The sequence below is a fragment of the Comamonas sp. MYb396 genome, from assembly GCF_037479555.1.
Lineage (GTDB): Bacteria > Pseudomonadota > Gammaproteobacteria > Burkholderiales > Burkholderiaceae_C > Comamonas.
Genome location: NZ_JBBGYU010000003.1, coordinates 365093 through 379253, shown reverse-complemented (window position 1 = coordinate 379253; position 14161 = coordinate 365093). Strand labels below are relative to the sequence as shown.

The following is a 14161-nucleotide window of genomic DNA, read 5'->3' as shown; positions in this document are numbered from 1 at the left end:
AATGGCGGGCGCCATGCCGGCGGCATCAAGCGGCCGTGCTGGCCACCACGCAAATTTCAATCAGCTTGGCCGGGCTGGCCAGGCGCGCTTCCACCGTTGCGCGGGCGGGTGCATGACCGGCGGCGACCCACTGGTCCCAGACCACATTCATCTCGGCGAAGTGGCGCATATCGGCCAGGTAGATCTGGCAGCTCAGGATGCGCTCCTTGTGGCTGCCATGCTCGGCCAGCAGGCGGTCAATCTTGGCGAGCACCTCTTCGGTCTGGCCGCTGATGCCGGCATCGACCTGGTCAGCGACCTGGCCGGCCAGGTACAAGGTGTGGTCGTGGCGCACGACCTGGGACATGCGGTGGTTGCCGCCGATGCGGGTGATGGTGTTGGTGGTAGTCATCTGCTGTTCTCCTGGGTGATGGCGCAAGCTGGCATTCATCAGCGCGCATCAGCGCTCAATGCCGGCCTTGTATTTCTGGTACTGGATGGTGCTGACCACGGCGATGCGGCGCAGCGGCTCGGGCGGCAGCCAACTGGGGCGCTCAAAGCCGAGCGCATCGGCCAGCTGGGGCGACTGCTGGCCGCAGGCCATCTCGCCGAGCAGCTTGCCGAACATGCTGCCCTTGAGCATGCCCGCGCCATTGCAGCCGATGGAGATGTAGAGGCCATCGCCCACCTGGCCAAAGTAGAGCGCGCCGTTGCGGGTGAGGGCGGTGACACCGCCCCAGACCAGCGGCAGCGCATGCGTGCGCATCTGCGGGTAGCGCATCTGGTAGCAGCCCTGCAGCGCTTGGCGCACCTGGGCGAGCGGCTCTTCGCTGTCGTACGAGTACGAGCTGCGCACCATAAAGCGCCCGCCCGCGACCTTGCGCAAGGTGGTGCCCAGGCGGTTGGCGGGGATCACGCCCCATTCCGGCGCGGGGCCCAGTTTGTGCAGTTCCTCATCGTCCAGCGGCTCGGTGAGACCCGCGTAGGTGTAGATGGTGAACACGCGGTCACGCGCAAAGCCGAGCTTGCGGGCAAAGCCGTTGTTGGCGATGACGATGCGCGGGGCGCTCAGCTCGGCGGTAGCGGTACGCACGCGGTGGGGCTTGCCTTCCGTGAGCGACAGCACGGGCTCGCCCTCCCAGAGCTGCACATTGGCCGGCAGGCTGTCGGCCAGGCCACGCACCAGGGCGGCGGGCTGCACAAAGACGTTGTTGTCCGAGTGGTAGCCGTAGTGGTAGTGCGTGGTGCCCAGCTGCTGCTGCAAGGCATCGCGCCCCAGCTCGGTGTAGGCGACGCCCCAGTCCTGGTACTGCTGGAGCGTGCTTTTGAGGCGCGCTGCGCCGTCGGGCGTGGCGGCCGCGTGGTATTTGCCCACAGGGTTCCAGCCGCAGTCGATCTGGTGCTGGTCGATCAGCGATTTGAGCCAGGCCAGGCCGGTGTTGTAGAGCGCTATCTGCTTGCGCGCCACCTCGATCGGGCTGCCGTGGCCGGACATGCCGGTGTTGTGCGGCAGGTTGATCAAAAAGCCCGAATTGCGGCCCGAGGAGCCGTCGCCCACGGTGCTGGCGTCAATCAGCAGCACGCGCGCCTGGGGCTCGAGCTCGGCAATGCGCCGGGCGGCGGCCAGGCCGGTGACGCCGGCGCCAATGACGATGGCATCAAAGTGCCGCTCGCTGGGCGCCTGGGTCTTGGCTTGCCTTTTGGGGAGCAAGGTATTCCAGCCCGAGCCCGCTTGGTAGCTCGGGAAAGTAGGTTGCTTGGACATGGGGTGGTGGGGGTTAGTGGCGGGTGGCCTGCAGGCTGCGCATGACCTCGGACTGCACGGTGTCCCAGATCTGGCCCTTGAGCTCGTTGTAGCGTGGCGAGAGCTGCACCTGCGCATTGCGCGGCATGGGCAGGTCGTTGCGGATGTCGGTCACCACGCGGCCGGGCCGCGCGCTCATGATCAGCATGCGGGTGGACAGCAGCAGCGCCTCGTCGATGGAGTGGGTGATGAAGATGATGGTCTTCTTGCTCTTTTCGTAGATCTGCAGCAACTCGTCCTGCAGCACCTGGCGCGTCATCGCATCGAGCGCGGCAAAGGGCTCGTCGAGCAGAATCACATCGGGGTCATTGGCGAGCACCCGGGCGATGGAAACGCGCTGGCGCATGCCGCCCGACAAGGCATTGGGGTACTTGTCCTCAAAGCCCTGCAGGCCCACCATGTCGATAAAGCGGCGCGCCACCTGCAGGCGCTCGGCCTTGGCAATGCCCTTCATCTTGAGGCCAAAGGCGACGTTGTCGAGCACCGTGAGCCAGGGAAAGAGCGCGTACTGCTGGAACACCATGCCGCAGTGCGGATCGACCTTGTTGACCTCGCGGCCGTTGACGACGATGCGCCCGGCCGTGGGCTTGTCAAAACCGGTGACCAGGTTGAGCAAGGTGGATTTGCCGCAGCCCGAGGCGCCCAGCAGCACGACGAACTCGCCCTTTTCAATCTCCAGATCGACGCGTTCGAGCGCCTTGAAATCCCCGTAGTGCTTGGCGATCCCCTGGATCGAGATCATCGGGCCTTTGTGTTGCGCGTTCATTGTTTCCACCTCAGTACCCAGTTTTCAATCAGTCGGAAGAAAAAGTCGGTGATCAGCACCGTGGTGCTGATGAGCACCATGCCCAGCACGACCACCTCGGTCTGGAAGAACTCCTTGCCGTTCATGATGAGAAAGCCCAGGCCTTCGCGCGCGGCGACCAGCTCGGCGGCGATCACGCAGGTCCAGGCCAGGCCCAGGATCACCTTGAAGCCGCTCAGGATCTGCGAGAGGCTGCCCGGCAGGATCACCTCCTTCATCACCTGCCAGCGGTTGGCGCCCAGGTTTTGCGCGGCGCGCACCAGGAGCGGATCGACATTGCGCGTGGCCTCGATCACATAGACCATCGCTGGCGCAAAGCAGCCCATGAAGACGATGCTGTACTTCTGCGTCTCGGTGATGCCGAACCACAAAAGCGACAGCGGAATCCAGCTCATCGAGGGCAGCGGCCGCAGAAAGGACAGGATGGGGTCAAAGGCCGCCCGGGCGTACGACGAGGTGCCCAGAAAAATGCCCAGCGGAATGGCGACGGCGGTGGCCGCCAAAAAGCCGATCATCACCCGGCGCGCAGACGCCAGGATGTGGGGCCAGAAGGTGCCGTCGCCCAGCATGGCGGCGGCCTTGCCCAGCGCGGCGCTGGGCGGGGGCAGAAAGATGGGGTCGACCAGGCCTGCGCGGCACACGGCCTCCCAGACGGCGATGAACAGCAGCACGGAAGCCGCACTGGTGGCGGCCAGCGCCATGGATGAAGGGGGTTTGGCAATCACGGGGTGTGCTCCGGCCTTCAGACAAAGGAGGCATCGATCCAGTCTTTGACGACCGGGGCCTTGTCGATCTGCTTGTGCTTGACCAGCATCTCGGCGAGCTTTTGCAGGCCTTGCACAAACTCGCCCGTCAGCAGCTCTTTTTGCTGGGCTTGCGGGTACCAGTCCGAGCCGGTGACGGCCGACATCTGCTCCTTCATGGTGAGGCCGGTGAACTTGAGCAGCGCCTGCGAGGCCTTCTCGGGCTGCTCGCGCAGCAGATCGCTGGCCTTGAAGTAGGCCGACAGGTAGCGCTTGACCAGCTCACTGTTCTTGGCGGCAAACTCGCGGCGCACCAGCAGTACATCGGGGCCGGGCGTGACCTTGAAGGACTTGTAGAGGCTGAACTGCGAGTCATCGGCCAAGAGCTTGACGCCGGGCTCGCGCAGGATGTTGTCAAAGTGCGGGGTCCAGGCAGCGGCCGCATCGATCTGGCCGGTCTTGATGGCGCCATGCAGCTCCGGGCCGGGGATGTTGAGCACATCGGCCTCGCCCGGCTTGATGCCGGCCTGCTCCAGCACATCGAGCACCAGCAAATGGGTGCTGGATGCAAAGGTCACGCCGATCTTCTTGCCTTTGAGATCGGCCACGGTCTCGATGCCTTTGCGGGCGACCAGGCCTTCGACGCGGCCAAAGTTTTCTGGGATCGCAATGATCGCGAACTGCTTGGCGCCGCGCGACATCAGCGCCAGTGCCGAAACAATGCCAGCGCAGCCAATATCGACGCCGCCGGACATGAAGGCACTCATGCGGGCCGACGAGGTAGCAAAGGACTGCCAGTCCTGGTTGATGCCTACCTCCTTCAAATAGCCCTCGGCCATCGCCAGGTGGGCGGGGTAGTGGCCCAGCCAGGGTGAGCCCCCGTACTTGACGGTCGCATCGGCCGCCCAGCTGGGCAGCGACAGCGCACCAGCGAACGAGGCGGCGGCGCTTTGTTGGATAAAGGAACGGCGGCTGAGGGTCATATGTGTCTCCTTGGATTTCCTGTTTTTCAAGAGCTGGCCAATCGCTGGACAAGGCGCTCCCCTGGCGCGGATGCGGTGGCATCCCAGCCATGGAGAGCGGCTTGTGCAAGGGCTGGCTAGCTCAGCGCGATCCCGCTTCTGAGCCAGGGGATCAGTTGGCGTACATCGGGAAAGATGTCGTTTTCCATGACGCTTCTGCTCACTTGGAAGCAGTTCTCGGCCATGTCCACATACTCCCCCTCGCGGGAGAGCTGGTAGATGGTGCGGTGCAGGCTGGCGCCTGGCAGCGGAATGGCGGTGATCTGCCCGCTGTAGGTGCGGCCCTGCAGCAGGCAGATGGGGGTGGTGACGGTCCAGCCCAGGTCGGCGGCGACCATGGCCATGACCACGTCGGAGGTGTCGATCTCCAGATAGGGGCGGGGCGTGAAGCCCTGGCGGCGCAGGTGCCGCTCGATCAGCGCGCCAAAGTGCGAGCGGGCGCTGAAGCGGATCAGCGGCATCTTCTCGATCAGGGTGGTGAGGTCGGCGTTCTTGAACTCTTTCTCGCGCACCTTGGGGATCACCGCGATAAAGGGCTCGGAGAAGATCGAGCGACGCACGATATGGTCGATGTCGTCGAGCGTGTCGGTCGTGACGATGAGGTCGAGCTGGCGCTTCATCAGCGCGGTCGCATGGCTGTTGGCCAGGCCCGACCAGAGCAGCAACTGGCTGGCCGATTCGGTGACCTTCTTGACGATGGCCGGCCCTGCGGTGGCGGCAAAGGAGTCGATCATGCCGACGCGAATCGCCGGGCGGCTGGCCAGGTCGGCATCGCGCACATGCACCACCAGCCGCTCCATGTCTTCCACAATCTGCCCGGCGCGGCGGCTGAGTGCAATGCCTGCCGGCGTGAGCTTGAAGGGCCGCTGCGAGCGGTCAAACACCTGCGTCTGCAAGATCGCCTCGATCTGCGTGATCGTCTGCGAGACCGCCGATTGCGTGACCCCCAGCGTTGCTGCGCCCTTGGACAGGCTGCCCGAAGACGCCACCGCCTCGAAAATCTTCAAGGCGCGGACATCGAGACCCGAGGTTGTCTTCATGTCGTCTCCGTTGTGGATCCACTGCAGTGCCTGGGGCACTTTTCAGTAGATTTTTAAGTATTAGTATTTCTACAAATACTAGCTATTAAGCGGAGATTTTGATAACAAATTAATTAAAACTAATACTTAGGATCAGTTTCGCTTGGGTGGGGCATCTTCAGTCGTCCGCAAAAAAGCCTCCAAGGCCGCAACCTGCTGGCGGCGATGGAGGCTGTGGCCGGGATAAAGCCGGTGCTTTTAGGCTTGCTGGCGCGTTGCGGCCAGCACGATTTCGCGAATGCAGACGCCGGCCGGCTGCGCATAGGCGTAGTGGATGGCGTTGGCCACATCCTGGGCCGCCAGCACCTTGCCGCCCATGGCAGTTTTCCAGTCCTCATAGCCGGACTTGATGGCCGCATCCGTGGTGTGGCCGAGCAGCTCGGTCTCCACCGCGCCGGGGGCGATGGTGGTCACGCGCACGTTGTGGGCAGCGAGCTCTTCGCGCAGGTTCTCCGACAGGCCATGCACGGCGAACTTGGTGCCGACATAGGCGACATGGTTGGGGAAGGTCTTGCGGCCCGCGACCGAGCTCACATTGATGATGCTGCCGCGTTGGCGCTGCACCATGCCGGCGGCAACGGCATGCACGCCGTTGAGCACGCCTTTGACATTCACGTCGAGCATGCGGTCCCACTGGTCCGGGTCCTGGCGCGTGATCTCGCCCAGCAGCATGACGCCGGCATTGTTGACGATGGCATCGGCCGGGCCAAAGCGGGCTTCGCCTTGCTGCACGGCGGCGGCCAGTGCGGCGCGGTCGGTCACGTCGACAGAGATTGCCAGCGTGTCGGGCAGGTTCAGCGCCTGCATGGGCTCGAGCCGGCGCGCCAGCAGCAGCAGCGGGTGGCCCAGCGACGAAAACAGCTGGGCGGTAGCCAGGCCAATGCCCGAGCTGGCACCGGTGATGACGATCAGGGGTTGGCGGTTTTGCATGGTGTTGTGGCTTTCTAAAGAAATAGATTTTTCTGATGAATCAGTAGAGAATCTAGTGTAGATCGAGCATATGGCGTTTGAAAAATGGTTTATTCTTCTTTCATTCATACGTTTTGCTTATGGCTTGTGATGGATTACCGCCAGTTCCGCGCCTTTGTCGCCGTCTTTGAAGAGCGCAATATCACCGCTGCCGCGCAGCGCCTGCACCTGAGCCAGCCGGCGCTGTCGGGCAGCATCCGCCTGCTGGAAGAGGCCCTGGGCACGGCGCTGTTTGTGCGCAAGGCGCGGGGGGTGGAGGTGACCGACGATGCCCGCGCGCTCTACCCCCAGCTGCGCCGCATGGTGGCCGAGGCCGACGACCTGGCCCAGCGCTTTCGCCAGCGCGGCGCGCGTGCGCGCCTGACCATTGGCGTCGAAGAAGATGTGGCCCGCAGCACCGTGCAGCACTTGGCCGCCACCGCCCGGGCTTGCGTGCCCGGCCTGCAGCTGCACCTGCTGGCGCAATGCGAGGGCGATGCGCGCCTGGCCAGCGAAGAGCTGCGCTGCGAGGACGAGCTGTTTTTACCGCTGCTCAGCGAGCGCTATGTGCTGGCCCTGCCCGCCCAAGCGCTGCCACCAGACAACGCAGCGGGCACCCCACAAGACCTCGCCACCGACTGGATCGTCTGCCCCAGCCACGCCAGCCACCAACGCCTGATGCCGATTTACGGCAGCCGCGCCGACACCCCCGCCGCGCTGGCCGGCAATTTCTCGCTGGCGCTGGACCTGGTGGCTGCCGGTGTGGGCCGGGCGATCGTGCCTGAATCCCTCGCGCAAGCAATGCCGGGCGTGCAGACCCAGCCGCTGGAGGTGGAGCTCAAACGCCGCATTGGGCTGTGCTACAACGCGCAAGCGCTGGGCAATGGGGCGCTGGCGCAGTTGCGGGATGGGGTGTTGGCCGTTTGATTGGCTGCGTATTGGTCGTCGGAATACGGAGTACAGCTGCCATTCAACGCGCTCGCCCGCCAAAGGGTTTTTGTCGCCAGGCTTTATCGCGTCATTGAATGGTTTCAGACGGCTGTTGATACCAACACAACTGCCTTTGAGGACGTAACGACGCATTACGCCGAAATGAGACATATCCAAACCCGGCACGCTTAAAAGCACAGCTGTTTTGTTTCAATATGTGTGAATCTGTATAAATATGGCCGCTGCTTTGCGGAGATTGTTGGCTGCATTTTGCCAAGAACTATTGGGACGAATAGGGACAGGGCATGCCGGTGAGACTTGGCAACTGCTATCGAAAAACAGAGCTTACAGCCAAGCATAGATAGAGCTAAACAATATATTCCATAGGCTGATGGTGAATAGCTGGCGCAACGCTGCATAGCCGCCCATACTGACAAGTCGCTGACAGTCCATGAGAAACCCACCGTCATTTCGACGGTTACAAACACGCTAGGTGCTTTTGTAAAGCTCGTCTACATTTGCCTCCATAGTTATATCAAATGGAAACAAAATGTATATAAGGGGAGCCTGGGGGAGGGAAGCGGCCGCGCGCTGCATCGATGTCGTAATGCTTCGCCACCCTGGCGAAAACCACGCTGGCAATGCGTGGTGAGTGATCACTATGACTAGCTGATCGCACTCTTGGTCAATTCTCATAGCCATCGACCCCTTTCAGAGAGGTTGGAACCAGCGCCGCGCTGGCTGGCTCACCCGCTGTGGTGGCGAATACCGGGATAACCCAATACCTGCAGATCTGAAACGGAGGGATGCCTGTACGCACCCGCGTTGTCGTGTCTGCTGCGATTTTTATAAATACGAGAGATGGATGGTGACGACCATGGTGTCAGAGGGGAAGCATTTTTTTCGTGCGTTGGGCAGACGCTTATCGATATGGCTGTTATTGCTGCTGTTCATGGCTGCCGGGGTGACTGCAGCACGGGCCGATGGCGTGGCGCAGGCCAAAGGTTTGGCATGGTTGCAGGGGCAGGTTCTGCCCTCCGGCAAACTGGCCAGTAAATCGCGCTTTGGTACCGCTGCGCAGGCGCAATGCGAAGCGGCGCAAACGTTGCTGCGCCTGGCAGGCAATAACAGCCAGGTAACGGCGCTGGTGAATGCCATGCCTGCATCGGGCGATAACGTACCGACCGAAACCCTGGCTTGCTGGCAGTCGCTCAAAACCCAGCAGGGTGTGCAGATTACCTCGCCGTTGTCCTCTCGGTTTATTGCCGACAAAGGCTATGCCACCTATCCCGACGAGATGGTGCCCGGCATTATCGACACGGCCTGGGGGTACAGCACCTTTGCCGCACCGGCAGCTTCCACGCGCCAAGGGGTGATGCAGTGGCTGATGTCCAAGCAGTCTGGCGGCATGCTCAAGGCGGGCGGCTATGCCAACCTCTACACCACGGCCGTGGTGCTGCGCGCCATCAACGCCGATGCCCTGAAAGACGCCGGCACCCTGGCCTTGGCACAGACCTTGGCGCAGGCTTTGCTCGCCAAGCAAGCCGCCTCTGGCGCATGGGGCGAGAGCCAGATGCTCACGGCCTTGGTGTTTGAAGCGGTGCATCCCTACACCGCATCGGCCCCGCAGGTCGCCACCCAGGTGCGGAGCTATTTGCTGGGCAGCCAAAAGCCCGATGGATCCTGGGAAGCCGACAGCTACACGACCGCCCTCGCTCTGAGGGCCTTGGCCTTGGTGGCAGTCAAGCCGACCGACCCGGGCCAACAGGCCAACTCGGGCACGGTCTTGGGCATGGTGCTCGATGGCAGCAGCAACACGCCGCTGGAGAACGCAACGGTCACGGTGACACCGGCTTCGGGAGGAGCACCCATCTCGGTGCAGACCAATGCACAAGGCTTGTACGAAATTGCGGTATCGCCCGCCGGCCAGGTAGGCGTTGCGGCGACCAAGGAAGGCTATAGCCTGGTGATGGGATCGGGGGTAGTGCAGGCGCGCGGCAGCTTGAGCTTCTCGCCCACGTTGACCAAGGCGATCACCGTGACCCCGCCTGCCAACCCGGACCCCGCAGTGACGACGGTGACGGTGCAAGGAACGGTGACCCAAGAGACCGGTGGCGCACCGATGGCCGGGGTGACGGTGATGGTGAAGAACACGGCAGCTGGAACAAGCTACCAGGCAAGCACCGATGCCGCAGGCAAATACAGCATCACCAGCGTGGCCGCCGGTGCAGTCGTTCTTTCTGCTGACAAAGCGGGCTGGGTCAGTGCATCGGGCACGGCCAACCTGCCTGCCGGCAGCACGGGCGTGTTCTCGCCTGCGCTGATCGACGCGAGCTCTGCCAGCGCCACTTCGGTGCCGGTGAGCGGCCAGGTCATCGATGCGGCGACGAAAGCGCCACTGGCCGGTGTCGCGATCGCGATCCAAGGGCCCTCATCCCAAACCACTGGGTCCTCGGGTGCGGATGGCAAGTTCTCGATGACGGCGCCCATCGGGGCCATCACCCTGAAGTACACCCTGGCGGGCTATGGCACCATCAGCCAGTCTGGTACCTCCAGCATTGGTTCGCGCCTGGATGCCGGCACCATTGAGATGTCTGCGGCGCGCCAAACTAGCGTCTTGCATGGCCTGGTGACCGATACATCGGGCGCAGCGATTGCCAATGCCACGGTGGCGGTGGGTGCGAACAGTGCACTGACCAATGCGGCCGGTGCCTATGTACTCGATGGGCTCACAGGCATCGCCTGGGATGTGCAGGTGTCTGCCAGTGGCTTCCAATCGCGTAGCTACCAACTGACGATTGCCGAGCCCGGCGATATCACGCAGGACTTTGTGATTCCGGCGTCGGCAGGGGTGGGCTTTCTCGATCTCGCCGACTTGGTGGTAACGCCCGCAACCACGGGTTTGAACAAGTCCGTCAAGGCCAGCGTCAAGCTGAAGAACAACTCGGCAGCGGCATCGACCACCAGCATCGTGCTGGAGATCCAGGGCCCCGCCGGCGATGTGGTGGCCACGCTGTCTGCGCTGGATGCGGCGGCCATTCCGCTGGGCGATGCGACGCTGAACCCTGGCCAAGCGCTGGAGGTGTTTTTTGAGTGGAACACCGCCAGTCATGCCGCCGGCCGGTATGCGGTGATTGCCAAGCTGGTCGAGCCCGGCTCGCGCGGCAAGGACAACCCCACCGGCGTGGTCACCGGCAGCTTGCGCGCCGCACTGGACATCACACCCCAGGCCGCATTCTCTGGCTCGGCCAATGCAGAGCCGCCGGTCGTACAGGCTGGTGCGAATACGCCGGTGGCCTTCAGCGCCCTGGTCAAGAACGATGGCAACGTGGTGCTGCCCGCATCGGGCTACTTGCTCAAGGTGAGTGACTCCACCACCGGCGCGCTGGTGTACCAGACCACGGCGCAAGCCCCCAGCATTGCGCTTGGTGGCCTGCAGGAGATCAGCTTTGGTACCTGGATGCCCGACAAGGCGGCCAGCCTGAAGGTGGAGGTGACGGCAGGCATTGCGCCGGGCGCCGCTATCCAGTCCAGCCTGTATGTGGGTGATATGGCCAAGGCCGAGTTCACGGTTGACAAGCCGGTGGTGCCACCCGGCGACCAGTCCGTCAAAGGCAAGATCAAGATCACCGGGCTGGACATGGCATCGGGCAGCAGCACCGATCCGTTGGCGCCCGTGATTCGGGATGCCGTGACCAAGGCCGTGCGCTATGGCGACAGCTATGCCTACCAGCACCATGTGAGCGATCTCAAGTGCTTTGCCTGCCATGTGCAGACGCAGGCTGTGGTGGGGGGCGAGAAGAACCTGCGCTTTGTGCAGCCGCTCGACCAGAACAAGCGCAACGAGCTGATGAATGCCATCTTGCAGCAGGTGCGTGCGGACGGCAAAGTCAATTACTCGGGCGAAACCTACATCCGTACCACCACCACCTTGGGCCTGTGGGCAACCAAGGAGTGGCACAACCCGCAGGAGATTGCATCGAGCAACCGCAAGCTGGCCGAAGCCATTGTCTCCATCGCCAACAACGGCGAGTGGAATCCGGACTATGGCGGCCACTGGTGGGGCTCAACCGGGCAATCGACGGGCATCAATGTGGCCAGCCTGGTGGACTACAGCACGCTGCTGAACAAGCACGGCCCGGGCACCGTCAAAACCAATACGCCAGTCAGCATTGCAGGGCTCAGCACCGGTGACCAGCGCTTGGCCGTGGCTGCCAACGGCCAGGTCTATGTGGGGGACAGGGGCCGGCAAACTGTCTATGCGGTGGATCTGGCCTCTGCCCAGGCGACGCCAGTGGCGACGGGTTTGCCGATCCAGAACCTGCGTGTGCTGGCCAATGGCAAATTGCTGATCGCCACCACCTCGGGTGTCTACCTGTCGGACACCGTGGGCACGCCCGTCAAGATCAGCAGCCAGGCCAGCAGCGATGCGATGGAGCTGGCAGGCGGGGGCTACTTGCTCAAGGCCTATGGGCAGACCAAGCTCTTCAAACTCGATGACGCGGGCAACCTGTCGGAGTTCCTCAACAGCAACCTGCTTGAATCGACGGGTGGGCAGCTGGAGCAGGAGCCCGATGGCGCCATCCTGGTGACCCATCCCGGACAAAACCGCGTCTTGCGTTTTGAGCTGAGTGGCGCGTTCAGAGATACGCCAGCGGCATATACCAATGGCACGCCTTACCAGCTGGTGCGGTGGGGCGACAAGGGCTATCTGCTGAGCACCAGCAATGGGCTGTATTGGTACAACGAGAACTGGATTGTCGAGCGCCTGACTTTTGCCGCCGTCAATACCGCCGTTGCACTGCCGGATGGCTCATTGCTGTGGAGCAATAGCTCCAGCGTCAACCGCATGGGCTTCACACCAGCCGATGCCTCGGAGGTAGCTTCCAAAATCGACGCGACCTTGGCGAAGTCGGCGACCAAGCTGGTGGCTGGCTCGATATTCAATGCCTCGAACAATGCGGACACGGCGTTCAGAATGATGGGCCTGTCCAAGCTGCGCGAGTACTACCAAGGTACGGCGCGCGCTGCGGAGTTCGATACGCTGATCTACGACATTGCGCAGACCTTGTGGAGCCGTCAGAACAAGGATGGCGGCTGGGGCAATACGACGGGTTACACCACCAGCGACCCGGTGGCCACGGCCATCGTCGGCGTGGCGCTGGACTTCACCAACCCCTCGCGCAGCGACCCGAGGTTGCGGCGAGCGATTCAGTATGTGCTCAACCAGCAGCGCGCCGATGGCTCCTGGCTGAGTAACCAGGGGCTGGGCGGATCGCTGCTGTCTTCGACCTGGATTGAGATCTGGCTGCCCACCATGCTGGACCGCCTGGGCGCGCTCGATGCTGATCTGGTGGTTAACTTTGCTGCCAACACGGTGCCGACAAATATCCAGCCCGCGCCCACCAAGACACTGCCGCAGGCCGATGGCTCCACGCAGTACCTGTGGTCGTTCACCGGCATTACCGAGACGGGCCGTGAAGTGAACTTTGACCTGGCGCTGGCCAATATGGCGATTGAAGAAGTGCGCCCCGCCGCGCAGATCGCCAGCCTGAAGTTCCAGAACAGCTTTGTGGTGGGCGAAGTGGTGTCGCCCATCGTGGTGCCACGCATTGCTGCCAATGCCAACATCAGCATCCAGGCATTGACCGACAAGCCGGTTTACTCCAGCCAGGAGACAGCGTTCTTCTCTGCCCCGGTCACCAACCAAGGTGTGGCTGCGCGTGAGGCACAAGTGCGCTTTACCGTGTTGGATACCAATGGTGATGCAGTGGCATCTCTGCCTTTGCCTGCACCGGTCAACGTCGGTGTGGGGCAGACCCTGCAGGTGGACAGTACCTGGCCGGTAGCGGGCGTGCTGGCGGGCGACTACCTGCTGCTGGCCGAGCTGGTATCGCCAGAAGGGGTGGTTTACGGCAGTGCCTCCGCACCCTTCAAGGTGGTGGGCGGCCCGGGGCCCGGCAATGCCACCAAGATCAGCACCGACAAAGCCGAGTACCTGGTGGGCCAGGCCACGCAGATCACCTCACGTGCAGGCAACACTTCATCGAACGTAGTGCAGCAAAACCTGCGTGCAGAAACCGTGGTGCTGCAGCTGGCGAGTACCAAGCGTGAGCGGATGAAGGCGACCCCATCGTTCCAGCAGGTGGAGGCGATCACGCAGCTGGTACCCGCCGGATCGCGCGAGTTTGGCTACACCCTGCCGGCCGGGCAACTGGAAGCGGGCACCTACCAGGCGCAGCTCAGGCTGTACGACAGCGCGGGCAACCTCCTGTCTGAAAGCACGACGGGCTTCCAGGTCAAGGCGGCAGCCGCTTGCGTGCCTGGTGCCGTTGGCGCCATTACCGCAACGCCCAGCACGGCCAACATTGGCGACAGCATCGCACTGGGCTTGAAGCTGGACAACCCCGGCGCTGCGCTGGCCAACGGCGCTGTCACCCTGCGCGTGGTCCACCCCGACAGCGGCGCGCTGCTGATGGAAGAGGCCAGCGCCAATGTGTCGGTAGCAGCTTCTGGCCAGTGGAGCCAGAACTACCGCTGGACCGTGCCGCAAGGTGCGCCCGCCCACGTGCTGGTGATTGCCAGCCTGGGCGCAGCGGGCTGCGAGGAAGCGGTGGCGACTGCAACCTTGAAGATTGGCAACGGCGGCAATGGCAATGGCACCGGAATAGACCCCGGCAATGCCAAGAAGGTGCCAGCCAACGGCCCTGCTGGGTTGCTGCTGCTGAGTGCCGCGCTGGCCTGCTTGGCCGCGGCTGGACTGCGGCGCCGGCCAGCGGGCCGCTGAGCACCACCACAAAACGGGCCCATGCGCCAACGTATGGGCCCGCACATGACAACGACAAAAAACG

9 protein-coding genes are annotated in these 14161 nt (G+C 63.1%); 2 read left to right on the top strand and 7 right to left on the bottom strand.

Features of this window, described 5'->3' with window-relative positions:
- Positions 1 to 25: 25 nt before the first annotated feature.
- The 7 genes from WH265_RS09485 to WH265_RS09455 form a co-directional block, all read right to left on the bottom strand.
- A complete protein-coding gene (locus tag WH265_RS09485; protein WP_021028875.1) occupies positions 26 to 391 on the bottom strand; it encodes a RidA family protein in 366 nt (121 codons plus the stop codon).
- Positions 392 to 439: 48 nt separating this feature from the next.
- On the bottom strand, positions 440 to 1744 hold the full coding sequence (locus tag WH265_RS09480; protein ID WP_339558092.1) for an NAD(P)/FAD-dependent oxidoreductase: 1305 nt from the start codon (positions 1742 to 1744) through the stop codon (positions 440 to 442).
- 13 nt (positions 1745 to 1757) lie between these two features.
- On the bottom strand, positions 1758 to 2525 hold the full coding sequence (locus WH265_RS09475; protein ID WP_116925529.1) for an ABC transporter ATP-binding protein: 768 nt from the start codon (positions 2523 to 2525) through the stop codon (positions 1758 to 1760).
- A 20-nt stretch (positions 2526 to 2545) separates the two neighbouring features.
- A complete protein-coding gene (locus WH265_RS09470) occupies positions 2546 to 3289 on the bottom strand; it encodes an ABC transporter permease (RefSeq protein WP_021028878.1) in 744 nt (247 codons plus the stop codon).
- Between the two features lie 41 nt (positions 3290 to 3330).
- Entirely contained in the window at positions 3331 to 4314 is a 984-nt protein-coding gene (locus WH265_RS09465; protein ID WP_339558091.1) for an ABC transporter substrate-binding protein, read from the bottom strand.
- A gap of 116 nt (positions 4315 to 4430) precedes the next feature.
- A complete protein-coding gene (locus tag WH265_RS09460) occupies positions 4431 to 5393 on the bottom strand; it encodes a LysR family transcriptional regulator (RefSeq protein ID WP_339558090.1) in 963 nt (320 codons plus the stop codon).
- Positions 5394 to 5630: 237 nt separating this feature from the next.
- Positions 5631 to 6362 (bottom strand): SDR family oxidoreductase, encoded by a 732-nt coding sequence (locus WH265_RS09455; RefSeq protein ID WP_339558089.1) that lies wholly within the window; start codon positions 6360 to 6362, stop codon positions 5631 to 5633.
- 129 nt (positions 6363 to 6491) lie between these two features.
- Here WH265_RS09455 and WH265_RS09450 point away from each other — a divergent pair, with 129 nt between their 5' ends.
- Together WH265_RS09450 and WH265_RS09445 are read left to right on the top strand one after the other, a co-directional pair.
- On the top strand, positions 6492 to 7307 hold the full coding sequence (locus WH265_RS09450) for a LysR family transcriptional regulator (protein WP_339558088.1): 816 nt from the start codon (positions 6492 to 6494) through the stop codon (positions 7305 to 7307).
- A gap of 967 nt (positions 7308 to 8274) precedes the next feature.
- Positions 8275 to 14097 (top strand): carboxypeptidase regulatory-like domain-containing protein, encoded by a 5823-nt coding sequence (locus WH265_RS09445; protein WP_339558087.1) that lies wholly within the window; start codon positions 8275 to 8277, stop codon positions 14095 to 14097.
- Positions 14098 to 14161: the final 64 nt, after the last annotated feature.

Excerpts from the sequence above, each read along its gene's own strand:
- WH265_RS09485 (WP_021028875.1), bottom strand. The coding sequence starts at position 391 with ATGACTACCACCAACACCATCACCCGCATCGGCGGCAACCACCGCATG.
- WH265_RS09480 (WP_339558092.1), bottom strand. The coding sequence starts at position 1,744 with ATGTCCAAGCAACCTACTTTCCCGAGCTACCAAGCGGGCTCGGGCTGG.
- WH265_RS09460 (WP_339558090.1), bottom strand. The coding sequence starts at position 5,393 with ATGAAGACAACCTCGGGTCTCGATGTCCGCGCCTTGAAGATTTTCGAG.
- WH265_RS09475 (WP_116925529.1), bottom strand. The coding sequence starts at position 2,525 with ATGATCTCGATCCAGGGGATCGCCAAGCACTACGGGGATTTCAAGGCG.
- WH265_RS09465 (WP_339558091.1), bottom strand. The coding sequence starts at position 4,314 with ATGACCCTCAGCCGCCGTTCCTTTATCCAACAAAGCGCCGCCGCCTCG.
- WH265_RS09470 (WP_021028878.1), bottom strand. The coding sequence starts at position 3,289 with ATGGCGCTGGCCGCCACCAGTGCGGCTTCCGTGCTGCTGTTCATCGCC.
- WH265_RS09455 (WP_339558089.1), bottom strand. The coding sequence starts at position 6,362 with ATGCAAAACCGCCAACCCCTGATCGTCATCACCGGTGCCAGCTCGGGC.
- WH265_RS09450 (WP_339558088.1), top strand. The coding sequence starts at position 6,492 with ATGGATTACCGCCAGTTCCGCGCCTTTGTCGCCGTCTTTGAAGAGCGC.